We start from the raw sequence: 24,329 nt of genomic DNA on the forward strand, positions 1-24,329 counted from the left end.
CTCCAAACAACTTTAGGGCTAAGGCAAGCGATACTCGAGTTTTGCGGTGCAGGGAAACTCTCCTTTCTTGTCAGTATTGGCACAACTGTCAGTGCCACTCCCCATGATTCCATCAAATTTTCCCGTACCGCCGATAATCTCATCAGCGCCATTCCATTCGCCCACAGCATCACTTTTACCTACGTACCTAATGAAAACCTTGTCTCCATCTGAATCTTCATAAGCACAAAACCCAGCACTTTTATTAATTTTTTTATGCGTAAAGATAGAAAAAGAACATGCTGCTTTACCTAAATGCAGAGGCCCTTTTCCCATTTCGTTAAAGGTCACTCCCGTCAACGTGCCATGACTGTAGTCGTCATTAAATTTTGTCAGGGATGTACCTTTATAAATAGATTGAAGATTGATCGTGCCGGATTTTGGCAACACATCTGCATTAACATTTATGCAAAGACAGGCAAACACCACGCCCGCTATTCCTGTAATTATTTTGTTGTACATAAAAACTCCTGATTGTTACAAACACCGTGAATGTATCGTTTCCTTCCCGTCGTTTTACCGCATCCCGCGACGAGTTCGGGTAACATAATTAATCAGCTACCAGTGCATTTTTTACCAATTCAATAATCCGGTTATCGCTTAATCCCAATGTGCGCCCGGCACCAATCAAACCTGCGATGTATTTTTCCAGTTCAGCTTCAATAAGGGTTTTCTGCACATCCATCACATCGGCAACAAAAGAACCGCGCCCCGCCTGGGTGACGATTACACCTTCTGTTTCCAACTCTGTGTAAGCGCGTTTCACCGTAATCACACTGACTTTGGTCGCGACACTTAACTCGCGAATAGAAGGCAAAGGATGGCCAGCTGGCCAATCGCCTGCACGGACTTTCTGTTTGATCTGCTCCATGATTTGCAAATACATGGGCCGACTATCCTGCTGCGAAAGAAATAAACCTTCAGTCACGCAAACTCCAACTGTGTATATTTGATATGCACAGTATACACAGATATGCACAGCGTGCAAGTGTGTGTATAGATACGCTTTAGAAAGAGAAGCTACGGCCAAGCTCATACATGGAAAGGTATCAATCATCACAAGCAATATGAATTTTTCACATTGCTTGTGATCTAACAATGTAATTCAATTTTTAATGCAGGGGCACACCATGATTAGTAATCAGCAACACATACAAGAGCTGGCGTATTATTTATGGTTATCTGAAGGAAAACCTGAGGGGCAATCAGATAAACACTGGCAGATTGCAATTTCAATGGCTGAAAAAGAAAATGATCATCCCCATCAAAAGCGCTCTGTCGATCCCTCCGAAGCAAAAGGTTCAACAGAGCCAGAACAACCGGATCAAACCTGAGCCAGTATTGAATTTAATGAATATCCACTTCAATAAATAATGGAGTAAATCCCATGACTGGAAAACTTGATAAAACTGCATTTGGTATAGAATTGGACCGGCGCCTGGATGAAGTCATTGCATGGGCGGTAAAAGAATGCCCAATAAAAGACGCAAACCTTGCCTATGCTGATTTTGCTAAAGTCCGCATCGATTTCCATCAGGTAGCAACCGGTGAAATTAAAGCAGACAATCCATTAAGCGATGCGGAACCTGAAGACGGTGGCCCGCAATATATCAATGATAATCCTGCGCCCTGGCCATAAAAAATTGAGTATTGTGTAGAAATTATTTTTTAGGTTCATTGCTAGTCACCAAAAATTCCAGGCCTACTCCCGGATCTTCTTCGCCTGACGAATAAATTGGGCTTGCCGCCTTACTGGCTTTATGCCCGAGCACCAAATCCTTATCTAACGGATAACCAGGTTCAGGGGTATTATCCTCAGTTAACGTATTTGTTTCGCTGTAAACTGGTTTTTTCTCGTCGTGCATAGCAGCCTCCTCATCACAGGTTGATACAGCAAAATCCAGTGGTTTAACCTTGGTTCCGCGACGGCCGGCATAGATTCGCGTAAATTCAGCTCCAAATAAAACAATTAATCCCACGTAGGATACCCACAACATAATTAAAATAATTGTTCCTGCAGCACCGTAAGCAGAAGCAGGATTGCTATGGCCAAAATAAATACCCAATGCATATTTCGCCAATACAAATAGTACCGCGGTAACAAACGCCCCTGTCCAGACATCACGCCAGGGCACTATCGCATCGGGCAAGAATTTAAAGATGGCCGCAAATAAAAAAGTGATAACACCAAGTGATAACGATATATCTAGAAAACGGAAGACAATATTGAATGTCTCGGAGAAATAATAGGCAACCCACCCGCTTAATATCGTCAACAATGCAGATAACACCAGCGAAACAAGCAGGATAAATCCCACCGCAAGAATTAATCCAAAGGAAGAAACCCTATCCAATACCATTTTCATGATTTTTCCTTCGGCTTGGGGTTTAACCTCCCAAATAGAATTTAATGTTTGCTGGAGCTGGTAAAAAACACCTGTTGCCCCGAAGATCAACGTAGCAATCCCGACCATCGATGCAAAAGTAGAATCATGATGAACGCTGGCGTTTGCGATAATGGCTTCAATATCTTTTGCCGTGTTACCGCCAATCATTCCCCCCACTTCTGCACTGATTCGTCGCGTTATCGCTTCTTCGCCAAAAAAATAACCAGCCAGATTAATAATAATCACCAGCAGGCCCGGTAGGGAAAAAATAGTATAGAAAGAAATCACCGCACTATTCCGGAAAGGATCGCGATCCAGCCATTGCAGGAACGTATCACGGAACATGAACGCCCATTCTTTAGCTTTTCCATATCCTTTGATTTTCCCATACTGTGTCATGACTACACCGTTATTTAAAAAGAATAGGAATATGAGTTAGGCCACATCAAGGCACTTTAACTTCTGATAACAAAATCAAGCAGATAGTTCCCATTCGTTATGCTATTCAGCAGGCTAAGGTGTCTAAAGACCGTTGTTTTCCATGACAAATAAGCGATTTAATAAAAACCTGGTGATAATTAACGGAATCATTCGCCGTATGTAAAGGTCCACCCTAAAGACGGTTTTTTCTTTAGGTGTGCATTTTACTTAAATAGGTGAATGAAAGATGCGTACAAAAAATATTGTATTGATAGGCGCTGCATTTGCTATCGGTTTTTTGTTAACCAAACTCGGCAAACGCCAACAAGCAGACATTACCCATCTAATTGAAAAGGCAATTTATAAAGGATTTGCCGAAATAAAAAATTCCAAATTAGCTGTGCAAAATTCCAAATCAACCAATATTAAAATATTTGCCCAACGAATGATTGATGACCATGTGGCCATGAATCAAAAAATAACAGAGATCACCCGCTCCAAAAATATTCCCACACCTACTATCGATAATTATATCGATAGTGGTGAACCCTATCTTTTAAATCCTGCCAGTGATGAATTTTTTGATGAGGATTATGTGGACTATCAATTAACTGCACATAACGACCTGGTTAAATTATTTAAAAAAATCAGGGATTTTGGCGACCCGGAAATACAAGTTTTTTTTACTCATGCGTTGGAGCAATTGGGCCATCACTTAAGAATGGCGCAAGATCTGGCAGATACGTTTCACACTAACAATATTCCAACAAGCCCGTTAAAAAATACCGATTTTGTTGAAGAACCCAATTATAAAGTTTGAATGATGAGGAAAGAGCCATGATAAATCAAAGCCAGAACATTATAGCGATTACCACACCACCGGAAACTCCGCCGCCCACACCAAATCCGATTGATCCGCCACAACCTTCTCCAGTTCCGATTCCAGATCCAACACCAGAACCAACTCCCAATTCCCCCGGTACGCCGGATCAACCAATCCAGCCTATAGATCCAACCGAGCCAACACATCCAGTTGCAAATAGTTGAATCGATTGCTGTATTAACCATATTTCACAGGAGAAATATCATGAAAATTAAAGATATTATGACTCGAAACGTGGAAACACTTTCACCGGAAAAAACTATCGGCGAAGCGGCTAGCGTTATGGCTCGCGTGGATAGCGGTGCAATTTTAGTCAATGAAGGCGATCGCCTTGTAGGGATAATTACTGACCGCGACATTGCAATCCGCGCAGTGGCGGAAGGTTTAAGCCATGAAACACCCATAAGCCAGGTGATGACTGAAAAAATTCGCTATTGTTTTGATGATGAAGACATCCAGCACGTGGCTGAAAATATGGCCGATATCCAGATCAGGCGCTTACCCGTTTTAAATCGTGATAAGCGGCTCGTTGGGATTGTCTCACTCGGAAATATTGCGAGCTGTCGCAGCCAAAAAGCAAGTGCCACTGTATTGCAAGGTGTTGCTAAAGCCCACTAGATAAGCCATTTAATAAAATTAGCGTACTGCACTTAAAATTAAGCCATTAGGTGCAGCACGCAATAATAATGTTGCTATTTTTCCAAAATAAAATGCTTGCGTTTATATAAAAGTGAAAGTGCTCCGATCAATAATAAATAGATTGAAGGGCTTTCGGGGACATTAGCTACCGAGCGTTTTCTAATAAAAAATTCTTCCAAAGTAATATCTATAGCCGATGCTTTGGATCGCCCGATTTCATGTTCATCTTGCATTCCAATTGAAACATATCCATAAGTATCAGGGCCTGCTTCCCATTGTAACTCCTGAACAAGCCCCAAACCGCTTAACAAATGCTTCCCCCAATTCATGATCCCCAAACTGATGCCCATGGTTGTATAGTCCGGAGTGTCGCCATATACATAAATATTCTGTTCATAAAGATAGATAGCTTCAATATTAGAGCCATCACCAATATCATCATTGGTATAGTTCACACCTTCTATTAAAAGCGAAGGCCAAAACGGCTCCTTTATTTCTACAGAAGGGCTTAAGACCTTACCATTTATGTTGACGACCAAAGTGAGCCAATTATTGGTGTAACTTTCGTATGATTGATTGGTGGGAGTTCCCCGAATACTGCCCGGTGCTTTATCTACGTCATACCAAAATGAACCTGAAACCTCCGTCCCCAAGAGGTCTTCATCAAAATATCCGTCATATTTATCCTCATCGCCGTCTAAAAAAGAAGTGATCGTACCGCGAAACCCACCCTCAATAATTATCGCTTGAGCATTAAGCGCAATGAGAAAAAAAGGGATCAACAGCAGTTTTAAAATAGTGAGGCTTTTCATAAATCATCCTTTTAACTGAGAAGGTAAAATGGATGACTATTAGGCGCTCAACAAATGTACTTTTCAACTGGATTTAATGCAGTAAAAATAAAAATTAGCATCTGACCAATCAAGAATAACGAGGTTCGACTTTTTTCGATGAATACTATTTACACGTTATTCTGTAGTTTATATTCCAACCCGAAAGTCGAACTCGCCTTTTAGATAATGCCCTCCTAGAATCCAGCCGCACAAGTTATGAACTGTATTATTCATAGCTTGCGTGATGATGCATTCCACAAATTCCGGTTTTTATTCTTTAGGGAGAAAACGATGAAAATAAATAAAATAACGTCTTTGCGAATCTCAGCATTTATCGCCGGGGCCTTATCTTTTTTTACAGTTGCTGATTTAAGCGCCCACGGTTATGTTTCTTCACCACAAAGCAGGGTATTGGTGTGCCATAAAGATAATATTGAAAATCCTGCATTACCGGCTTGTGCTGCCGCGAAAGCCGCGAACTATAACGAACTTGGTTTCTATTCCATCCAGGAAGTAGCCGTCTATGAAGCCAGGGATGATCATCAGCAATGGATTCCTGACGGAAAATTATGCAGTGCCAACCGACCTATGTATTACGGTGTGGACCTGGCCCGTAACGACTGGCCTGCAACAATCGTCACACCAGGACCACGTGAATTTATCTGGACAAATACTGCATCCCACCGCACCACTTATTTTCGTTATTACATTACCAAGCCAGGTTTTGACCCTGCGGGTGCCCCGCTGAAATGGTCCGACCTGGAATTGATTCACGATTCCGGCCCGGAGCCCCAACAAACCACCTCCACCCATATCGTCAACTTACCTCAACGTAGTGGTAAACATATTGTTTATGCGATTTGGCAACGTGATTGGAAAACGGATGCGGCGGAAGCAAATTACCAATGTATTGATGTGGACTTCCAACCTAACTCGTCATCCAGCGTAAGCAGTAGTTCAAGTTCTGTAGTGGATAATTGCAGCACCTTGCCCTATTGGAATAGCAGCACTGTTTACGTGGGCGGCAACCAGGTACAACACAACAATAAACGTTACCGGGCAAATTACTGGACGCAGGGAAATAACCCCGAGCAATCATCCGGGCAATATAATCACTGGCTGGACCTGGGTTCCTGTAATGTAACGAGTTCCGCATCAAGTTCACTCGCATCAAGCAAGCGGAGCAGCTCAAGTTTGCCCTCTTCAAGCCGATCAAATTCATCAATCCCATTGGGTTGCAACTCACCAACCTATAACAGCAGTTATATCTATAAGAATGGCGATCTGACCCAAAACTTCGGGTACGAATACAGATGTAATGTCAGCGGCTGGTGTAATTCCGGTGGAGCTTATGCACCGGGTGTGGGCTGGGCCTGGACCTATGCGTGGACCCAGGTTCGCGGCTGCGCGATCGAATAAATTTTCAACTTCGATAGCGATGTCTATTAAGAAACAGCAGCTTCGGCTGCTGTTTCTTTTGTCTGTTATATAAAGTTATCCGCCATTTTGTACAGATCAACAATCGCCAACTAAGCTTTCCTGATCATGAGCGGTAAAAATGGGAAAGCACAATGTTTAACGCACAATTGAAACAAGAGTTAGCTGTTTTAACCGAACAGCTGTCGTCCATGCTGCAAGTACGCGAAAGCCTGGACAGTGAAATGCTAATGCTCAACCTGGATCCGCAAGGCCGGATTATTTATGCCAATGCCAATTTTGAAGCGGAAATGGCGTTTACCAGTGGCCAGGTCCTTAACCGTCAGTTGATCGATCTGGTTCCCGCCTATGCGCAAAAAACCGACCATTTCGAACGCATGAGAAATGCCATCCAACTTGGAGCACATTGGGCAGGTGCGCTACAAATAGTTCGCGGGGATGAAGAAGAGGCCTGGTTGCGTGCGATTGTCCAGCCGGTAAAAAGCAGCCGTGGGGAAATAAAAAACTTTTCAGTCTATGCGAATGACCTTACCCGCACCATTGAAGCCTCTTGTGAACACCAGAATTTGATTGAAGCATTGCAGCGTTCAACGGCGGTTATTGAATTTGACTTAAATGGAAATGTGTTGACAGCCAATGATCGTTTTTTAAAAGGGATGGGCTATTCCCTGAATCAAATTGTCGGCAAGCATCACCGCATTTTTTGTGAACCGAGCGAATATAATTCCCAGGCTTATCAGTCATTTTGGGAAAAACTTCGCCGCGGTGAATTTATTGCAGACCGATTCAAACGTGTTGATAGTTATGGCCGCATTGTCTGGCTGGAAGCGTCTTACAATCCCATTTCTGACTCCCATAATCGCCTTTATAAAATTGTAAAATTCGCAACCGTTATTACTGATCAAGTGAATGGTGAGTTGGCCGTTGCGCAAGCCGCTGATATTGCATACAGCACGTCGCAGCACACAGATGCCACCGCTAAAAAAGGCAGTAGTGTGGTACAACAAACCGTAGAAGTGATGCGTGAATTAGCGGCGCAAATGGAGGCGGCTGCCGAAGGAATTGCTGCACTGGATAAACAATCGCAAATCATCGGCACCATTGTTAAAAGCATCGGCAGCATTGCCGACCAAACCAATTTGCTCGCGTTAAATGCCGCTATTGAAGCCGCACGCGCCGGCGACCAGGGCCGTGGCTTCGCCGTCGTTGCCGATGAAGTCCGCCAACTCGCTTCACGCACCAGCCAGGCCACAGTAGAAATTGTCAGCGTGGTTTCGCAAAACCAGAAACTCGCAGAAGAAGCGGTACAAATAATCGAAAATGGAAAACGCCAGGCCGTACAAGGCCTCGAACTTTCCGCACAAGCAGGCGATGTTATTGTAGAAATTCAGGACGGTGCGCAAAAAGTTGTTAGTGCGGTAGGCCAGTTTGCAAATAGGCTGTCAACCTGATGTAAATTTCATATCACAGAAATAAACGCGGGCCATGGAGGCCCGTTTTTATTTTTGGTGATGGAGTGCACAAAACTTTTCCAATGCCAGGCGCCCTTTTAAAAATGGAGTGGATTTCCCAACTCAACATTTCAAACGCATTCGCAATTTGTTTCAGATGCAACATCAAGATGCGTCTTTCGACTCACCTTTGCTTAATCCATGTTGAATTTTATTCATGCTGCATCCTTCACACCCGCGTCATTCAAGGTCTGTAAAACACAATTGCATATGGCATAAGAGTTGCCCAAAGGAGGAACCCAACCGTTACTGCCACTTATCGGGAGCATTTTTCTGCCATGGCAAAATCCAAATTATCCATCCCCACTGACCTCACCCGCGCTGATGCCCACGAGTTATCTGCACTTTATAAAGCCAAAGCGGTATCGCCAGTTGAAGTGACGCGCGCAGTATTGTCCCGCGCGGAAAAGCTGCAACCGCAGTTCAATGCCTATCGTCATTTGGATGCGGAATCTGCCCTCGCCTCTGCCAAAGCGGCTGAATCGCGCTGGCAAAAAGGAAAACCGCTCAGCGCTGTGGATGGTATTCCAGTGGGATTCAAAGATTTGCTACACGTCCGCGGTTGGCCAACTCGCAAAGGCAGTTTGGCGACTGCGGCTACCTGCCAGGAAGACGATTCGCCGGTTGCTGCGCGTTTGCGTGAAGGTGGTGCGGTGCTGCTGGGGAAAACGCAAACAGCCGAATTTGGCTGGCGCGGCTTAACAGAATCCCAACTGGCCGGGGTTACGCCAAATGCCTGGAATATTGACTATGCCAGCAGTGGCAGTTCGGGAGGTGCAGCGGTTGCGGCAGCACTCGGCCTTGGGCCGTTGCAAATCGGTACCGATGGTGGTGGTTCCATCCGCGCGCCTGCGGCGGTGAATGGCGTATTCGGATTTAAACCGAGTTACGGCCGTGTTGCCGGTTATCCAGCCGCACTCAATGGCAATCTTTTCCATATTGGGCCACTCACGCGTTCGGTGCGCGATGCGGCCCTGGCACTCAATATTATCGCTGCACCGGATATTCGCGACTGGACCAGCCTCCCACGCGAAACCCGCGATTGGACCCAGGGCCTGGATGATCCCACATTAAACCTGCGCGATGTGCGCATCGCTTTTAGCCCAACGCTTTATGGTATTCAGGTACATCCCGAGATTGCCCAAGCCGTTGCGAATGCAGTGCGCGTTTTTACCGAACAAGGTGCAACGGTGGTCGAAGTTGATCGTGTTATTGAAGACCCGACCCCGATCCTGACTGCCCTGGCCGCTGAGCGGGCGGCACGTCTGGTGCGGGAAATTGGTCCGAAAGGTTTGGAGCTGGTCGATCCATCCATTCGCACCTCGGTAGAAAATGCACAGGGAATTTCCATTGCCAACCTGGTTGAAGCGCAGGAGCGACGCGCAACATTAGCGGTGCAATTACGCAAGTTTCATCAACAATACGATCTGCTAATTACGCCCGTACAATCCCAACCGGTAAGCAAACGCGGCACGGCACCGCAAGCGCCGTTTTTAAGTGCGTTTAACCTGACCCAACAACCGGCAGCGTCTGTTCCTATTGGTTTTGATAGCAATGGATTACCTATCGGTTTACAAATTGTCGGGCCGTCATTGGGCGATGCAGCCGTACTACGTGCAGCGCGGGCATTTGAATTAATCAAACCATTCGCGCGAATAACAAGTTAACGATCTAGCGCTGATTAACACTACCGGCTAATTCATCTTTATTTTTTCTCAAATCAAGCCAGCCATTTGATGCAAGCCACTCCATAATTGGTTCCTGCCAGCGGTCGCGTGGAATGAGAAAAAAACCATGATCACCTTTTTCAAAAAGGCGGGCTTCTACCGGTACGCCCGCATGCTTAAGCGCTTCAAGAAACAGGATGCTATTTTTAACATCTACCAATTTATCATCAACAGCATGTAGCAACAGAGTGGGTGGAGTGCTGGAATTCACGTGCAGCTCGTTTGAAAAAAAATTGATGCGCTCTTTGGATGGCTTTTCGCCCAATAAGGCTTTGCGCGAATCCAGATGCGTCACTTTTGAATCCATAGTGACCACCGGATAAACAAGTACGAGAAAATCAGGGCGCAAATTAATATTGCCAGGATTCGCGATTTGGGCCTTATTAAAATGCGTAGCCAACGTGGACGCAAGGTGACCGCCTGCAGAAAAACCTACTGCACCAATTCGATTTGAATCCAGGTTCCACTCGTTAGCATGTTGACGGGCAAACCTCATCGCTTGTTGCGCATCCTGCAGCGGACCAATGGATTTATCAATCATCCATAAATCATTTGGAATTCGGTACTTAACAACAAATGCAGCAATTCCATGATCCACAAAATAATTGGCTTGTTGAACGCCTTCGTAATCAAAGGTTAACCCCCAATAAGCTCCGCCCGGAAATATCACCACACTGGCGCCTGTGGCCTTAATTTTTGCGGGCAGATACACCTGAATATAAGGCTGTGAAATTTTTTGTATCCAACCTTTGTCTGCGCCTGACTCTTCATCAGGAACAGGCTTTGAATTTGGAATCGCAGCATCGTCGTACAATCGAAAACTCTGCATTGAAGGAGGAAAAAAATAAGCAGGATCTGTTTTCTGGTCGTTAGTACTGTTAGTGTTTTTTTCTTCTGCAGATACCACAGGAGAGATCAATACCATATAAAAAATCGCAGTTATTATAGATAAAATTTTTTTCATAGAAAGCTCAATTATCAATAGTTATTTAGCTACACACCTGGCCAAAAGCATAGCGTATAGGGGAACATGGAAGATAATTAAATTGCATAATATTTATTTTTCTACCACCGTTATTTATGCCCGCACCGTAAATTTTAATTTAGGTAGCATTCTTTTCTGGGGTTCGCTGTAAACTTCCCCTATTTTCAATGCGCCTTTCTTTAAATAAAACCCTTCAGCATCCGGATCAGATATGATGTAGAAGTGGGATATTCCCAAGGCATTACATTCTGAAAGAATCTGGTCAAATACCAGATTGCCATAACCTTTACCAATGACTTTGGGCAATAACCAAAAGTGATCAAGCTCATCATTATCGCCTTTTACGAGGGCAAAAAATCCAATCACTTCTTTATCGTTCAAAATTAGTTTGACTGTATTGCGAATAATATATTCTTCTTCAAACTTTAAATTAGATCGCCATTCCTCAAGTTTCTCTTGAGAATAACCCCAATAACCTTTCGATGTGATTAATATATCTCGAAGAAGCTCGGTATGTTTTGCTTCGGCATCTATAAAATTAAGCACTTTTTTCACCTTGCGTTGTGCATAACAGCAGCTTTTACGTTACGGCGCCATGTGGTTTTGCTCAGCAAAAGAACATAGTTCCGATTTGAATCTGTGCAGAACGATGTTTGGCACAGTTTTTTATCAGGCATTTGAAACACTTTAGATCAAGATAAGGAATAAACTAGGAAAATAGCATTTCATATGTATTTTCAGTTTCCATATAGGTTATAAAACCCAACGAAAGATAGAGCCCAAGTGCTGGATTTTTTTTGAAAACACTTAATTTCACCCTGGCTCCATTTTCCTTTGCTTCAACAATAACTGATTGAATGATTTTTCTACCCAGCCCCTTCCCTTGAAAATTACTGTCAAGTTGTATTTGAACAAGGTCCCACACTGAACCCTCTTTTACTACCTTCAGCAAACCAATTGATTGACCTGCATACTCAATGATCTGTGCAGACTCAAAACGATAATTGATTCTTTCAATATGATTTTCATGATTTGGTTCCAAACCTGCATTTGAAATGTGCCTGTTCATAGTTGCAATACGAAGCTGAAGCAAAAATTGTTTATCCTTTTCCGTCGCTGCGCGAAACCCTAAATTCGTACTCATTGCTTTAGCCTGCATTGTGGTAAATTGCGGTGGTCTAATTTGACCGCTTTTATAGCATTTCTCCCAATCGCTTTCATTATAATCATTCAGGCATATTGGGCTCGTTTCTCACCCCAAGCTACACATGACAGGCGTATTAATTTTAAGGACTAGCCATGAATACATTTTTATTCGACAGGAAATTTGAAAGCTATAATTTGCACGAAAAGGTCGGGCTTGCCGTTTTGGTGATCCGTAATGGAAAGACCATTTTCAAGAAAGGCTATGGGTTACGGAACCTGGAGACAAAGGAACCTGTTACGACTGCAACCAATTTTAGGCTGGCTTCCGTTTCCAAACAATTTACTGCCATGTGCATTGCGATTCTGGAAGAACAAGGAAAATTATCGATAACAGACTCAATTACCCTATATTTTACCGATTTCCCTCCCTGTATGATTCCGGTAACAATTGCGGACTTGCTATATCACACATCCGGCCTGCCTGAATGTTACGACAACCTATGCGGTACCAACCGCGATAAACCAATGGCATTCAATATAGATGTTTATAATTTTTATAAAAATATTCAACAACTGGATTTCGAATCAGGCCACCACTTTGAATACAGCAATGGTGCATATAATTTATTGGCCACGATTATAGAAAAAGTATCCGGTCAAACATTTACCAGGTTTCTGGATGACAGGATTTTTACACCGCTTGGAATGCACAATAGCCGCACCTATAGCCCTCCGTTTGCAATACCACACCAAGCCATTTCCTATTCTAATTGGCCATTTTTTGAAAATATAGATTTCGACAGGGGAAACACATTATTAGGTGAAGGCGGAATTTATTCATCCATTGATGATCTGGAAAAATGGATTTACGCCCTGGAAAGTCACTCACTCATCAGCCCTCTCATGATGGAGAAAATTTTTACTACAGGCACAACACGCTCGGGCAAAGAAGTGGATTACGGATATGGCTGGGAATTTGATACTTATGAGCACTATAAACATACCTACCATACCGGTGGCTGGGTTGGTTTTAATACGGTGATAGCAAATTTTCCGGAAAAGCAATTATGGATTGTTTGCCTGGCAAATAGCCCGGCCATTAATACCTGGACAGCAATGGAAGATATAGTGATGGAGCTGCTGGAAATAAATAATTAGCACCATATAAGCATATTGATGAACGGCGAGCCAGCAAATCGGTATTTACCGCTGGCTGGCATCCCCTTTCATAACGCCCCCACAAACCTTTGCACTTTTTAATCATACCCGGTCAACTCACGACACAACAGACAATAAATTTGCCGCTACAATTCCACATTCATAAAACACATAAATTATTTAATGCTTCCGGGAATTAACGTATGTATTCCACTCTGCGCTCATTAACACAATACACATTAATTTACATCGCGTTTATCACCCTGCCCTGCGCGGCGGAACAAAAACCATTGAAGCTCTGGTTCGATAAACCTGCCAATCAATGGGAAGAAGCCCTGCCATTAGGTAATGGTCGCCTGGGCGCAATGGTGTACGGTGGCGTTACACATGAGAATTTGCAATTAAATGAAGATACTTTCTGGGCCGGTGGTCCGCATAATAATATTAATCCCGCAGCGCGGGAGGCGTTACCACACATTCGCCAGTTAATTAACCAGGGAAATTATGCTGATGCATCTGCCCTGGCTGAAAAAACCATCACTAGCCAGGACTCTAACGGCATGCCCTACCAAACTGCTGGCAATCTTTTTCTGGATTTTCCCGATCACACCCATGCGACGAATTATTACCGCGAACTGGATATTAGTAATGCTGTTGCGCGTACACGCTACTCAGCGAATGGAGTGAATTATGAGCGGGAAATTTTTAGCTCACTGGTCGATCAGGTAATTGCAATACGAATTCACGCAAGTCGCAAAGGTGCATTGAATTTTTCCATGGCGCTTGCGCACCCGGACAATATGCCGGTCAACGCAGATGCAATCGGATCGACGCTGTTAATGCAAGGAAAATCACGTGACCATGAGGGCATTAAAGGGCAAGTACAACTTGCCAGCCTGGTTAAAGTGGCAAAACATGATGGCAAATTAACCAGCGATGGAAAAAAGCTGAAAATATCCAATGCCTCCGAAGTTATTATTTTGGTTTCCATGGCCACTAATTTTGTTAACTATAACAATATTAGTGCCAATGCGCTGGAACGTGCGCAGGCGGCCATGGAAAATGCCACCAATAAATTCACCGAATCGCCTATCGCTTATTCATATCGACTGAATGCCCACAGCAGTTTTTATAAAAATTATTTTGATCGTGCCAGTTTGAATTTAGGCACGAATGAATTCGCTAATGAACCAACTGACAAACGCATTCGTGAGTTTTCCAAACGCCATGACCCGCAATTGATCAATCTTTATTTTCAGTTTGGGCGTTACTTATTAATTTCATCTTCACAACCAGGAACGCAACCGGCAAATTTGCAAGGTATCTGGAATGACCGGCAAGATCCTGCATGGGATAGCAAATACACGATTAATATAAATGCCGAAATGAATTACTGGCCAGCCCGGGTTACCAATCTGGGAGAGCTGGAAGAGCCGTTCATCCAATTGATTCGCGACCTTGCGCAAACAGGGCAACAAAGTGCGAGCCAGATGTACGGCGCACGCGGTTGGATGGCGCACCATAATACCGATATCTGGCGTATCACCGGTGGTGTTGATTGGTCCTGGGGGGCATGGCCAACCAGCAACACCTGGTTAGTTCAACACTTATGGCAAAAATATTTATACACCGGTGATAAAAATTACCTGCGTGAAATTTTTCCTATTATGAAAAGCGCGTGTGAATTTTTTGAAGATTTTTTGGTTAAAGATCCCCGCACAGGATGGCTGGTTGTATCACCCTCCATGTCTCCCGAAAACGAACCCGTGGCTACTGGTAAAAAAATTGCTTCAGGCGTAACCATGGATAATCAATTAGTGTTTGATTTATTCACCAACAGTATCGCAGCGGCAAACGCCCTTGGAGAGGAAAAACCACTACTAAAACGTTGGCAAAAAATTATTGATCAGTTACCGCCTATGCAAATCGGACAATACCATCAATTACAGGAATGGCAGGATGATTGGGATCATCCGTTGGATGCACATCGCCATATTTCCCATTTATACGGCCTACATCCCGGCAACCAGATATCCCCCCTGCGCACACCGGAATTATTCAACGCGGCGCGCGTAACATTGGAACAACGTGGTGATCCATCGACCGGATGGTCCATGAATTGGAAAATTAATTTTTGGGCGCGCATGCTTGACGGTGACCGCGCACTGAAACTCATTCGCGAACAAATTAAACCCGCATCACTTAACACAGAGACTATTTCACAAGAAGGCGGTACCTACCCCAATATGTTTGATGCACACCCACCGTTCCAGATTGACGGCAATTTCGGCTTTACCGCAGGCATTGCAGAAATGCTTGCACAAAGCCATGACGGCGCCATCCATCTTTTACCTGCCCTGCCACAAGCCTGGCCCGATGGTGAAGTAAAAGGGTTACTGATGCGCGGTGGCTTTCTGGTCAATATGCGCTGGGAGAAAGGCGTTATTTGCGAATTGAAAATCGTGTCTCAGCTAGGAGGAAATTTGCGCTTGCGCACTTACGCCCCATTACCAAAGGCAAGCGGATTCCCCATAAAAAATGCGCGCGGAGAAAATCCTAATCCGTTATTTGCAGTGCCGGCAATTAAGAAACCGTTAATACATACCCATAAGAAATTGCCGTACTTATCCCTGGATCAAACCTATGTCATCGACGTACCCACTCGTGCAGGGCAGGAGTATTTATGGAGCAATAAAGCGTTATAACAATCATTTTAATACCGTCATAAACAGTAGAACTCTTGGCTCGTAACTTGCTCTTACGTTTTAAATGTAAGTACATCGAGACAGTAGATTGCATTGACCAATGTTTCCGGAGCATTCAAAAACAATGAAAACAACCTTAGATAACAAGGATATCAATCAACTTTCAAAGAGTTGGCTGGTGACCAGTTGGGATTGGTTGTGGAAACGGGAATTGCCAGTGTTGTTGGCAATATTTGCATTATTTGCAGCGCTTTTGATATTTGCACTACTGACCCAGTTAGCGGTGCAGGATACGCCGCATGAACTTGATCGCTACTTATTGCTATTGATGCGCAACCCCGGTGATTTGAGCGATCCACTCGGGCCGCGCTGGCTGGAAGAAGTTGGAAGGGATATTACAGCGTTGGGCGGCAACGCGGTGCTGATATTGCTAACCCTGGCAGTGCTGGGTTATTTATTGATGGATTTAAAACCCCGGTTGGCCTTGGTTGTACTTCTTGCAACGCTGGGGGCATTAGCGGTGAGCAGCACACTAAAGGAAACGATTGATCGCGACCGCCCTGACCTCGTCCCCCACAATACGGTTGTTTATACCGCAAGCTTTCCAAGCGGGCATTCAATGCTATCGGCAAGCACTTATTTAACATTGGGTGCGCTGCTAGCCACTACGCAACGGCGCAAACGGATAAAAATTTTTATTTTGACATTTTGTACGACTATTACATTGCTCGTGGGAATAAGCCGCGTTTATCTCGGCGTACATTGGCCCACTGATGTATTGGCCGGTTGGACTGCCGGCGCGGCCTGGGCAATAGCCTGTTGGTTATTAGCACGGTGGCTGCAAAGCCGCGATACTGAAACACCGACGAATGCATAATGTTAAGTGCGGGAGAAAATCTTGGGTGCCCTGACAAAAATTTCTGCTCTACTGATTATTAACCCTCATAGCCGCAATGGTAATGAGGCGGAAATCCAGGAGGGTATCGATTCACTCAATAACGCTGGTATAACAGTCCAGCTAAAAATGTTGGACGATTCAACAACCACTGCACAAATCATTGAAAAATATCATCAACAAATACAACTGGTAATTATTGGTGGTGGCGACGGCACTATTAATTCTGCATTGGAAAAACTTTACCAGCACCAATTACGTTTTGCTATTTTACCCTTGGGCACAGCAAACGATTTGGCGCGCACGTTAAACATCCCGACTGACCTAACCGAAGCATTTAATGTGATACGGCAACAGCAGACTTGCCGTATTAATCTCGGCAAAGTAAATGGGAAGTACTTTCTCAATGTTGCCCATATTGGATTAGGTGTTAAGGTAACCCAGGAACTGACGCCTGACCTGAAAAAAAAGTGGGGAGTATTCAGTTATTTAAAAGCCATTTTCAGTGCGTTCAGCAGGCACAAAACATTTCGCGTTATTTTGCAAACCGGCAGCAATACTCGCTCAATGAAATCCATCCAGCTGGCGGTAGGTAATGGCCGTTATTATGGCGGCGGGAATATCATTGATGAGAAATCCGAGATTGATGATGGCCAATTGTGTCTATACAGCATTTATCCATTAACATTTTGGCAAATGTTAACCTGCGCTCCCCTGTTGCGCTTTGGCAAACATCAACTCACCAATAAAACCTGCACACTGTCTACGCAAAAAATTACGATCACCACTATACCGCCCCTTGAAATTCATGCGGATGGAGAACAAATCAGTAAAACACCGGCCGAGTTTGAAGTTATTCCACAAGCATTGGAAGTTATTTGCGGTACCACTGAAGATTGATAACTCGCCCGTTTGAACCAGCAATTTCATAGTTATAAAGGAGCTAACAAATGTTTCGTTTACTCTCCGACCTGGAAGTGTCATTAAACGAGCTTTTGGTGACCAGCAGAGAATCTGTTGATCACTATCGCGATGCAGTGCAGTTGCTTACGGATGAAAAAATTGCCAATGAATTTAAAAAAATAGCGGATGAGCGGAAACAATTTATCCCGGCGCTCGAAAATAAAATCCGTGAGCTCGGGGATTTGCCCTCCATGCCAGACCCGGATAAAGAAGATGGCGAGATGTTGATTCATCATATTAGCGCCGCCGTTTCTGAAGATTACACCAGCAAATTACTGCAACAACGAATCGACGTTGAAACAAGAATAGTGGAATTAATTGATCAGGCGAACAGCAGTGACGAAAACAATGTGTGCGGAAAATTGCTGGCTGATCTGGCATTACAAGTCAATGGCACAATCGAAACACTTTCCCGCCTGGCACAACAGCCGGCGTAGAAACTGAAAAAATACACCTGCAAAAAAGGTTTTTATTGCAGGTGTATTGTGAAGAAGAATTAACGCCAGATACCAGGTATGGTTAAATTTTTTCCGTCCAGGACCAACTTTTAAACAACCATCCCACACCAAACGAAAAACTCCAGTAATCACCGGTTTCCACTAACGGGCTTGGATAAAAAACAGCATCGCGCAGGTTGTCATAACGCAGGCTGACCCCGTACACCAAATTCCCTTCCCGCGATGAAATACTCAACTCAGTGAATGTGCCGCTAAAACCATCTGCAGCATCGTATTCCGGCCTGGTTGCCGTAACATATTTTGGTGCGACATTGTAATAATGTTCGTGATAATCGCTCGATCCATAGAGTGCACCTACATCCAGCGATAATCGCCATTTATCAAACACTTTTGGTTGGACCCAGGTCAACATTGGGTTGGCGGTATAACCGATATAGTCAATGCCGTTACCCACAGCAAATGCAGGCCTGACAGGCAAACGCAAAATTAAACCGCGATTAAAACCATGGCCAGTCAAATCAATATTGATTGATGGGCCTAACTGGAATTCAGATTCAAGTTCCGGCATACCTTCACGCATGCGATTATCTTCAGCGCCGTCGTTGAGAGCCAAATCTGCACTGACATTAAATTCAATTCGCTCCGCAAGTGAAAATTCTGCACGTGTGCCGTCGCGATCAGATTTGAAAATCCTGCCGCGATATTCCACTACCGGAATTGGCAACACTTTGAGATGGGTTTCATCGGACCCACGATAATGTGGCAAATATTGCCCGCCAACACCCAGCCCGAATTGCAATTCATGTTTGAATTCGTCGGCATAGGAATCAGCGCCGATGCAACACAAAAATAGCATCGCACGTTTTGCTATTGGCTTGCGTAACATGTGATTTATATTCCTGACCATAAACTCGCCCATATCCGTAGCTAACATGATTTAGCCGGTGATAATTTTACTGGCAATGGTTTTGCCAGCCATCCCGATTACTGCCAGCCTGACTATTAATCGGGGCACACAATAATCACAAACTCCGGGAAACTCAATGTGACGAAATATCGATTGAGTCTATGACTATTAAATCGGCGCGAATGCTGCGTACGAACATTATTTAAATTACGCGGGTTAATTTTTCCGCAGGCAAAAAAAAGCCCGGTTTTTCAACCGGGCGACAACAAACATCAAACTACAAGGAGATAAATCACATGTTAATACAATGATATTAATTACACGCTGCACCACTCACGATGGGTGTTGATGCATTGAGGTTTGAAGGCTTGGTGCCCTGGAAACCGAACTCAACGGTTTGTCCGGGTTGGATGGTACCGTTATAGCCGACATTCACTGCACTGTAAGGATTGGAACCGGTGATGGTTGCATTCCAGCCACCAGTGACCGCACTGCCGTCACTGTAGCTCCAACTGACGTTCCAGCCGTTTATTGCGGTGGTGCGATTGTTTTTAATGCGAATCGCGGCAGTAAAGCCCGTACCCCATTGGTTACTTACAACGTAGGTGCAATTATTGGTGCTCGCGCCCGAACTTGAGGAGCGACTGCTGGATGAACTACTCAATGGCGCGCTACTGGAACTGGAGGAGCGGCTTGAGCTGGTCGCAGCAATGCTGCTGGATACGCTGGATGAAGTCACAACGCCCGACGGCTTACCGTAGGCAACACCTCGTCCCGCCGTACTCATATATACCAATCCAAAAGTGTTCATATCGCCAATCACAAACTGGCCATTGGCGGGACCACCGAATTCCTGTGCATCAGTATTGATACGCGTCCAACTGTTGCCGGCATTGATAGAGCGATAAACGCCGCGCACACCATTCACCGTTCCCCAGATGTAAACCGTTGGATAAGTTGCACCCGTTGCCGCTTTACCAAAACCCACTGCACCGGCGTAGCTAACACCACTGATCGTGGCGAACGATGATCCCGAGTTTGTTGAACGCGCCAAACCACCACCATATAAGGCAACCCAGATATCGCCCTCAATCCCCGGCGCAACGCGAATCACATTGGAACCACCGGATGCCAGTGAACCGGCCGCCGCAAATGAAACACCGCCGTTGGTACTGACCATCATGGTGCCGTTGTTGTAGGCATAGAACTTGTTGCTGTTTACCGAATCCGCAACCGGTCGCGCGTTATTAACACTCAATCCCGACACGGCAACCCAGCTGGACCCCAGATTCGTGGAGCGATAGGTGGTGGTGGAATCCTGCGGGCTGTGAAGTAGAACGCTGCCGTTAGCCGATAGCGCCAACTGGCCATTCTTGCCATTCATGCTCGCCGCTTTGGTCCAGCTAACCCCGGTATCGGTAGAAGTGTAAAGAGCCGGCGTATCGCCCCCACCCGCACGCGCCACAATGTTAGTCATTTGCGCTGCAACGGCCAGGCCTGTGGTAGTTCCCATGCGGGGAGTATGGATAGGGGCGTATTGCGCGGGATCGGTATGGCGGAAACCGTCGTAATCCCCGATCACTGTTAGCAACGGACCATTGGGTACGCTGACGATATTAAGCGGTACTGTTTCCTCCAACCCTTTTACGTTGAAAGCCCAGGTTGTGGTTGTTGCATTGATATTGGAGGTTTTGAATACACCGTTACCGGACGTTACCCAGGCGGCATTGGTATCGAAGGGATCAAACTCAATGGCTCCAGCCCAATGGATGGCATGGCCGTTGATCCAGGTAATACCTTGCGCATCGCGCGCAAAACCGCGCTGGATAACATCGGTCCAACTACTGCCACCATTGGTGGAAATAAAAATGCGATCGCCCCAGGCATCGCCCTGCTGCATGTAGGTATTCACGGTGGTCGCGAGTAAGCGCTGGGCATTATTCGGGTCCACACTGATACCGCCAAAGGCCCGGGTATAGCCGCTGGGTGTTACATTGGTCCAGGCACCACTGTTGAGGTTATATTTCCAGATCTGGCCGGCATCCATAGGTTCAGGTTGCGCCCAATGGCCATGGGGACCAGCACCGTTACCGTAGGTGATATAAAGATTGCCATCGCCCGCATAGGCAGCGCGTTGGGGCATATAGGCTGTCGGAGCCCCGGAAATTGCGGTAAAAGTCGCACCGCCATCGTTGCTGCGGTAGAGGTTGGCGCCCACCGAACCAAAGCGCGACACACCCACCACAATACGTTGCGCCGTGCCACCCGAAACACTTAACGGATCCAACGCAACAAAGCTGATGCCATTTTCATTGGGCGTGGTGGTGATATTTAACCCCCCCAGACGCGTCCAACTGGAACCGGAATCGGTACTTTTGAATAAACCATTCCAGCGCGTTCCCACATACAACACGTTGCTTGACCCCGGATCCACCTGCAAACGCTCGCCGTTTTGGCGCCCCATACCGTTACCATGGGCTTTAAATTGGCTGGTGGTATCGATAATGGTGAAGGTCTTGCCGTAATCGCTGGAGCGTAAAATAGCGGTTTTACCGTTATTGAAATAACTAATGCCGGCAAGCAGATACACCTTGGCAGGATCTTTAGGGTCCAGCGCGAGCGACTCTACGCCAAGGTAGCCGGTCTCATCTTCAGAGACCCAATCCAGCAGGGAAACCCAACGGCTGGCGGCTTTATCCCAACGGTAGGCACCGCCTACGTCGGTGCGGGCATAGACCAAACCCTGCTCAGTTTTGCTGGGCACAACTGCTGAGACAAATCCGCCGCCGCCAATAGCAAGGCTGTTCCAGTTATAGGCTTCGGAAGTCTGTGCGATTGAATAAACGCTGAATAATGGAGTGATTAATGCGGCCCCCAAGGCTAAGCCTGTGGCCAGTGTTTTGAGTTTCATAGGCGTTTCCTGTTAAAAGCAATTTATCGTTATTCGTGCTTCTTGTTATTAACACTGATGGAAATGAGTAGTGGTCTTGGGTGTAGCTGGATTTGTACGGTTACCAACGGGCCTTCCCTCTCCCTTCACTGGCTGGTTGCCGCCAGTAACCGCACAAATTCGGGTGGCAGCTGCATCAGCTAACAACTGCACACGGAGGCCATTTCCTCCGGAAATCATTAAACATCAATAGTCTTCTGTGACGCGTAGCCTTCGGTGACGCGAGATAGCTATCAAGGCTTTCATGGGACAGTGCCCTATATAGCTCTATTTTTACCAATTATTTTTATTAGAATTAATGGTTTTATGAGTTAAATATGTTAATTAATACTAATAGATTGAAAATCAATAACCAAACACTATTTAGCTATTGTCAAACTGACTTAAACTCACTTTTTGATATATGTGTTAATCCCAGTTGGGGAGTAGGCTTGAAAAACGGGTAAGGAGATTCACACGAGAAAACGACCCGATAAGCTTTCGGGTCGCAATACGATGGGAGTTAAGTATTAAGGCAGCGAGAGCTGCTTGAGAAACGCAATATGGGCGGCTCGGGTTGCAGGTCCATCATAGGGTAGCAGGGTCCAGGTTTCGGCTGCACTCATACTTTTACCGGGCTGCAAGGTTCTGTACGGGGCATGAACCTCCAGTTCCAATAATCCCTCATCAGACTCCGCGTGCAAAAATTCCTGGTACAACTCGATTTGCCCTTGTTCCGGGTGGATCGCACTTTTCGGTTGTAAATTAAATTGGATAATTAATAACTGCTTATCGCGAAATGCGGCCATCCATCCCTGGGAAGGCTGGATAAATATTTTGCCTTTGCGGCCCTGTTTTTGCGTCGAATTGGAATTTTCCAGCGCGAAAAATCCATCGCTGAAATGATGCGTTAAACCATCGTAGGTTGCATCGGAAAAGTGTTCGATACGCGCATCACTTTCATTCGCGATGGGAACATAAACCTGCGCACTATAAGGAACCCGCGTATTAAACCAGATATCCCAGGATACTTTGGTATCGCGAATATTGGTTGCTTCAACATTCAGCTGGATTTGGTTTGGTTTTCCATCCACTAACGAATACGTTTTTTTTATCGCAACGCCGGAAATCGGGCTATTGGGGCTGCGTAAAACGACTTTTTGATCAGTTTTTTCTACGGCGTTATTTTTTGCCAGAATTAAAAAAGGATCCGGTGGCCACACTGCTTTTCGCGCGCGACGCTCGTCATTTAGCAATTGATGTGTCCACCATTCGCTCTGCGGACCGACCCAGATTTCATGCCCTAAATAACCAATATTATTTGCCTCCGGGGTCACCAGTGGATTAGGTTCAGTGACAACAGCTTCTCCAATTTTTAAAAAATTAGGCTGCCCCGCCAAATGGACTGACAATAATCGCCCACCAATATCCGGGGTTATTTCAACAGCGACAGTTCCATTGTCTAAAATTATTCTTTCCACTTCAGCGTGCGCCGATAATGCGAGAGGAACAAACATAATGAACAATTTCCTTAATAAAGAAGCGCGAAATCGGGACATATTTGCTCTCTCACAGATCTGTTTTTTTATGTATTGATTGCCCTCTGGACGGGGCGGCGAATGCTCTCATTGCCATTCGCAAAAGTCACTAGTTGAATTTAAAAATTACAATAAAGGTTTGGTATTCAGGATGTGCAATAACTGCTGCAAATGTTGCGCGCATTCATAACCGAGTGCAGTCGGGTAGCCGCCATCCACCTGGGTAATTAATTGTTTTTCATACAGGCGATGGGTAGCCGCAATCAATTCCGGTGCTGCATCGGAATGCACCTTAAGGCCAGACTGATGGCTGTCGGCGGTGAACATCCGCAAAATTTGCATTTCGGCAATCAAGTCACTAGGGATAGGCATAATCACTTACCTCGTTAATTATTAAACTAGTTATTATTAAAAATTATCGTGTAATGCGTCTTGTAAAAAACTGGCCCGTTAACAAATAGCACAGTCCTCCGGTATCGCCAGTGTTTCAGGGGAAATCACAACAAAAACTCCCGGTTTTTAGGCCGGGAGTTTTTTACTTCTAACGTACCACCGTAATTTATTGCAACGGTGGATAAGCGTTATTCAACAGTACCTGGAAGCCTTCTTTAAACCAGCGGCCAGCAACTGGGGCATTAGGCAATGACCCGGTCGTGGTTCCCGCCGCATTGGTGTACGTTGGATCACAGTTGCGATCAAAGCCTTTCGCAGGATCTTGTGGATCATAGGAAAGTTCTTTTGATGCAGCACCATCCGACTCACCCGGTGG

At 45.2% G+C, this 24,329-nt stretch carries 24 protein-coding genes and 1 pseudogene; 13 read left to right on the forward strand and 12 right to left on the reverse strand.

Annotated elements, in window-relative coordinates; genetic code table 11:
- Positions 1 to 18 precede the first annotated feature (18 nt).
- Entirely contained in the window at positions 19 to 501 is a 483-nt protein-coding gene (locus A596_RS19195; protein WP_039917835.1) for a hypothetical protein, read from the reverse strand.
- An 88-nt stretch (positions 502 to 589) separates the two neighbouring features.
- The gene (locus tag A596_RS19200) at positions 590 to 925 is read right to left on the reverse strand and encodes a GntR family transcriptional regulator (RefSeq protein ID WP_039917836.1); all 336 of its coding nucleotides are present in this window, start codon (positions 923 to 925) and stop codon (positions 590 to 592) included.
- A gap of 244 nt (positions 926 to 1,169) precedes the next feature.
- Between A596_RS19200 and A596_RS19205 the strand changes: the two genes are divergently transcribed.
- Together A596_RS19205 and A596_RS19210 are read left to right on the forward strand one after the other, a co-directional pair.
- The gene (locus A596_RS19205; protein ID WP_039917838.1) at positions 1,170 to 1,373 is read left to right on the forward strand and encodes a DUF2934 domain-containing protein; all 204 of its coding nucleotides are present in this window, start codon (positions 1,170 to 1,172) and stop codon (positions 1,371 to 1,373) included.
- A gap of 53 nt (positions 1,374 to 1,426) precedes the next feature.
- A complete protein-coding gene (locus tag A596_RS19210; protein ID WP_052417694.1) occupies positions 1,427 to 1,678 on the forward strand; it encodes a hypothetical protein in 252 nt (83 codons plus the stop codon).
- A 22-nt stretch (positions 1,679 to 1,700) separates the two neighbouring features.
- Here the strand turns inward: A596_RS19210 and A596_RS19215 are convergent, their stop codons facing one another.
- Positions 1,701 to 2,825: a YihY/virulence factor BrkB family protein gene (locus tag A596_RS19215; RefSeq protein WP_052417695.1), complete on the reverse strand. Its 1,125-nt coding sequence runs from the start codon at positions 2,823 to 2,825 to the stop codon at positions 1,701 to 1,703.
- Between the two features lie 268 nt (positions 2,826 to 3,093).
- On the opposite strand from A596_RS19215, the gene A596_RS19220 reads away from it, so the two are divergent.
- The 3 genes from A596_RS19220 to A596_RS19225 are packed head-to-tail and all read left to right on the forward strand — an operon-like array spanning position 3,094 to position 4,347.
- A complete protein-coding gene (locus A596_RS19220) occupies positions 3,094 to 3,666 on the forward strand; it encodes a DUF4142 domain-containing protein (RefSeq protein ID WP_039917839.1) in 573 nt (190 codons plus the stop codon).
- Between the two features lie 17 nt (positions 3,667 to 3,683).
- Positions 3,684 to 3,893 carry a hypothetical protein gene (locus A596_RS22975; RefSeq protein ID WP_152600234.1) on the forward strand — a complete coding sequence of 70 codons (210 nt, stop codon included), beginning with the start codon at positions 3,684 to 3,686 and terminating at the stop codon, positions 3,891 to 3,893.
- 40 nt (positions 3,894 to 3,933) lie between these two features.
- A complete protein-coding gene (locus A596_RS19225) occupies positions 3,934 to 4,347 on the forward strand; it encodes a CBS domain-containing protein (RefSeq protein ID WP_039917840.1) in 414 nt (137 codons plus the stop codon).
- 74 nt (positions 4,348 to 4,421) lie between these two features.
- Here A596_RS19225 and A596_RS19230 read toward each other — a convergent pair whose 3' ends face one another.
- Positions 4,422 to 5,180, reverse strand: a complete 759-nt coding sequence (locus tag A596_RS19230) for a hypothetical protein (protein WP_039917843.1) — start codon at positions 5,178 to 5,180, stop codon at positions 4,422 to 4,424.
- 312 nt (positions 5,181 to 5,492) lie between these two features.
- Between A596_RS19230 and A596_RS19235 the strand changes: the two genes are divergently transcribed.
- The 3 genes from A596_RS19235 (at position 5,493) to A596_RS19245 (ending at position 9,816) form a co-directional block, all read left to right on the forward strand.
- Complete coding sequence (locus A596_RS19235; protein WP_039917845.1) at positions 5,493 to 6,620, forward strand: lytic polysaccharide monooxygenase; 1,128 nt, start codon at positions 5,493 to 5,495, stop codon at positions 6,618 to 6,620.
- A 152-nt stretch (positions 6,621 to 6,772) separates the two neighbouring features.
- Complete coding sequence (locus A596_RS23820) at positions 6,773 to 8,089, forward strand: methyl-accepting chemotaxis protein (protein WP_039917846.1); 1,317 nt, start codon at positions 6,773 to 6,775, stop codon at positions 8,087 to 8,089.
- 338 nt (positions 8,090 to 8,427) lie between these two features.
- Positions 8,428 to 9,816 carry an amidase gene (locus A596_RS19245; RefSeq protein WP_039917847.1) on the forward strand — a complete coding sequence of 463 codons (1,389 nt, stop codon included), beginning with the start codon at positions 8,428 to 8,430 and terminating at the stop codon, positions 9,814 to 9,816.
- Positions 9,817 to 9,820: 4 nt separating this feature from the next.
- Here A596_RS19245 and A596_RS19250 read toward each other — a convergent pair whose 3' ends face one another.
- The 3 genes from A596_RS19250 to A596_RS19260 form a co-directional block, all read right to left on the reverse strand.
- Positions 9,821 to 10,840: an alpha/beta hydrolase gene (locus tag A596_RS19250; RefSeq protein WP_052417696.1), complete on the reverse strand. Its 1,020-nt coding sequence runs from the start codon at positions 10,838 to 10,840 to the stop codon at positions 9,821 to 9,823.
- Between the two features lie 114 nt (positions 10,841 to 10,954).
- Positions 10,955 to 11,407, reverse strand: coding sequence for a GNAT family N-acetyltransferase (locus A596_RS19255; protein WP_039917850.1), 453 nt, complete (start codon positions 11,405 to 11,407; stop codon positions 10,955 to 10,957).
- 163 nt (positions 11,408 to 11,570) lie between these two features.
- Positions 11,571 to 12,005, reverse strand: a complete 435-nt coding sequence (locus A596_RS19260) for a GNAT family N-acetyltransferase (RefSeq protein WP_039917853.1) — start codon at positions 12,003 to 12,005, stop codon at positions 11,571 to 11,573.
- 155 nt (positions 12,006 to 12,160) lie between these two features.
- Between A596_RS19260 and A596_RS19265 the strand changes: the two genes are divergently transcribed.
- The 5 genes from A596_RS19265 (at position 12,161) to A596_RS19285 (ending at position 18,165) form a co-directional block, all read left to right on the forward strand.
- Positions 12,161 to 13,165 (forward strand): serine hydrolase domain-containing protein, encoded by a 1,005-nt coding sequence (locus tag A596_RS19265; RefSeq protein WP_052417697.1) that lies wholly within the window; start codon positions 12,161 to 12,163, stop codon positions 13,163 to 13,165.
- A gap of 203 nt (positions 13,166 to 13,368) precedes the next feature.
- Positions 13,369 to 15,870 carry a glycoside hydrolase family 95 protein gene (locus A596_RS19270; RefSeq protein ID WP_052417698.1) on the forward strand — a complete coding sequence of 834 codons (2,502 nt, stop codon included), beginning with the start codon at positions 13,369 to 13,371 and terminating at the stop codon, positions 15,868 to 15,870.
- Positions 15,871 to 15,994: 124 nt separating this feature from the next.
- A complete protein-coding gene (locus A596_RS19275) occupies positions 15,995 to 16,747 on the forward strand; it encodes a phosphatase PAP2 family protein (protein ID WP_052417699.1) in 753 nt (250 codons plus the stop codon).
- A gap of 21 nt (positions 16,748 to 16,768) precedes the next feature.
- The gene (locus A596_RS19280) at positions 16,769 to 17,665 is read left to right on the forward strand and encodes a lipid kinase (protein ID WP_052417700.1); all 897 of its coding nucleotides are present in this window, start codon (positions 16,769 to 16,771) and stop codon (positions 17,663 to 17,665) included.
- Positions 17,666 to 17,715: 50 nt separating this feature from the next.
- Positions 17,716 to 18,165 (forward strand): DUF2383 domain-containing protein, encoded by a 450-nt coding sequence (locus tag A596_RS19285; RefSeq protein ID WP_039917855.1) that lies wholly within the window; start codon positions 17,716 to 17,718, stop codon positions 18,163 to 18,165.
- Positions 18,166 to 18,247: 82 nt separating this feature from the next.
- On the opposite strand, the gene A596_RS19290 is transcribed toward A596_RS19285, so the two are convergent.
- From A596_RS19290 to A596_RS23610, 5 genes and pseudogenes are all read right to left on the reverse strand, one after another.
- Complete coding sequence (locus A596_RS19290) at positions 18,248 to 19,072, reverse strand: MipA/OmpV family protein (protein WP_039917856.1); 825 nt, start codon at positions 19,070 to 19,072, stop codon at positions 18,248 to 18,250.
- Between the two features lie 334 nt (positions 19,073 to 19,406).
- Positions 19,407 to 22,004, reverse strand: coding sequence for a cellulose-binding domain-containing protein (locus tag A596_RS19295; RefSeq protein ID WP_084128659.1), 2,598 nt, complete (start codon positions 22,002 to 22,004; stop codon positions 19,407 to 19,409).
- A 548-nt stretch (positions 22,005 to 22,552) separates the two neighbouring features.
- Positions 22,553 to 23,539, reverse strand: a complete 987-nt coding sequence (locus tag A596_RS19300; protein ID WP_160280185.1) for a DUF4380 domain-containing protein — start codon at positions 23,537 to 23,539, stop codon at positions 22,553 to 22,555.
- A gap of 147 nt (positions 23,540 to 23,686) precedes the next feature.
- Complete coding sequence (locus A596_RS19305) at positions 23,687 to 23,932, reverse strand: TIGR02647 family protein (protein WP_039917858.1); 246 nt, start codon at positions 23,930 to 23,932, stop codon at positions 23,687 to 23,689.
- 187 nt (positions 23,933 to 24,119) lie between these two features.
- A pseudogene (locus A596_RS23610) lies at positions 24,120 to 24,329 on the reverse strand (glycoside hydrolase family 6 protein); the annotation flags it as partial.

It is taken from the genome of Cellvibrio mixtus subsp. mixtus J3-8 (assembly GCF_000766945.1).
Taxonomy (GTDB): Bacteria; Pseudomonadota; Gammaproteobacteria; order Pseudomonadales; family Cellvibrionaceae; genus Cellvibrio; species Cellvibrio mixtus_A.

Coding starts and splice junctions, on each gene's coding strand:
- A596_RS19205 (WP_039917838.1), top strand. CDS start 1,170: ATGATTAGTAATCAGCAACACATACAAGAGCTGGCGTATTATTTATGG.
- A596_RS19305 (WP_039917858.1), bottom strand. CDS start 23,932: ATGCCTATCCCTAGTGACTTGATTGCCGAAATGCAAATTTTGCGGATG.
- A596_RS19245 (WP_039917847.1), top strand. CDS start 8,428: ATGGCAAAATCCAAATTATCCATCCCCACTGACCTCACCCGCGCTGAT.
- A596_RS19195 (WP_039917835.1), bottom strand. CDS start 501: ATGTACAACAAAATAATTACAGGAATAGCGGGCGTGGTGTTTGCCTGT.
- A596_RS19260 (WP_039917853.1), bottom strand. CDS start 12,005: ATGAGTACGAATTTAGGGTTTCGCGCAGCGACGGAAAAGGATAAACAA.
- A596_RS19235 (WP_039917845.1), top strand. CDS start 5,493: ATGAAAATAAATAAAATAACGTCTTTGCGAATCTCAGCATTTATCGCC.
- A596_RS19210 (WP_052417694.1), top strand. CDS start 1,427: ATGACTGGAAAACTTGATAAAACTGCATTTGGTATAGAATTGGACCGG.
- A596_RS19225 (WP_039917840.1), top strand. CDS start 3,934: ATGAAAATTAAAGATATTATGACTCGAAACGTGGAAACACTTTCACCG.
- A596_RS19275 (WP_052417699.1), top strand. CDS start 15,995: ATGAAAACAACCTTAGATAACAAGGATATCAATCAACTTTCAAAGAGT.
- A596_RS19270 (WP_052417698.1), top strand. CDS start 13,369: ATGTATTCCACTCTGCGCTCATTAACACAATACACATTAATTTACATC.
- A596_RS19295 (WP_084128659.1), bottom strand. CDS start 22,004: ATGAAACTCAAAACACTGGCCACAGGCTTAGCCTTGGGGGCCGCATTA.
- A596_RS19290 (WP_039917856.1), bottom strand. CDS start 19,072: ATGTTACGCAAGCCAATAGCAAAACGTGCGATGCTATTTTTGTGTTGC.
- A596_RS19215 (WP_052417695.1), bottom strand. CDS start 2,825: ATGACACAGTATGGGAAAATCAAAGGATATGGAAAAGCTAAAGAATGG.
- A596_RS19285 (WP_039917855.1), top strand. CDS start 17,716: ATGTTTCGTTTACTCTCCGACCTGGAAGTGTCATTAAACGAGCTTTTG.
- A596_RS19220 (WP_039917839.1), top strand. CDS start 3,094: ATGCGTACAAAAAATATTGTATTGATAGGCGCTGCATTTGCTATCGGT.
- A596_RS19200 (WP_039917836.1), bottom strand. CDS start 925: ATGTATTTGCAAATCATGGAGCAGATCAAACAGAAAGTCCGTGCAGGC.
- A596_RS19300 (WP_160280185.1), bottom strand. CDS start 23,539: ATGTTTGTTCCTCTCGCATTATCGGCGCACGCTGAAGTGGAAAGAATA.
- A596_RS19250 (WP_052417696.1), bottom strand. CDS start 10,840: ATGAAAAAAATTTTATCTATAATAACTGCGATTTTTTATATGGTATTG.
- A596_RS19265 (WP_052417697.1), top strand. CDS start 12,161: ATGAATACATTTTTATTCGACAGGAAATTTGAAAGCTATAATTTGCAC.
- A596_RS19230 (WP_039917843.1), bottom strand. CDS start 5,180: ATGAAAAGCCTCACTATTTTAAAACTGCTGTTGATCCCTTTTTTTCTC.
- A596_RS23820 (WP_039917846.1), top strand. CDS start 6,773: ATGTTTAACGCACAATTGAAACAAGAGTTAGCTGTTTTAACCGAACAG.
- A596_RS22975 (WP_152600234.1), top strand. CDS start 3,684: ATGATAAATCAAAGCCAGAACATTATAGCGATTACCACACCACCGGAA.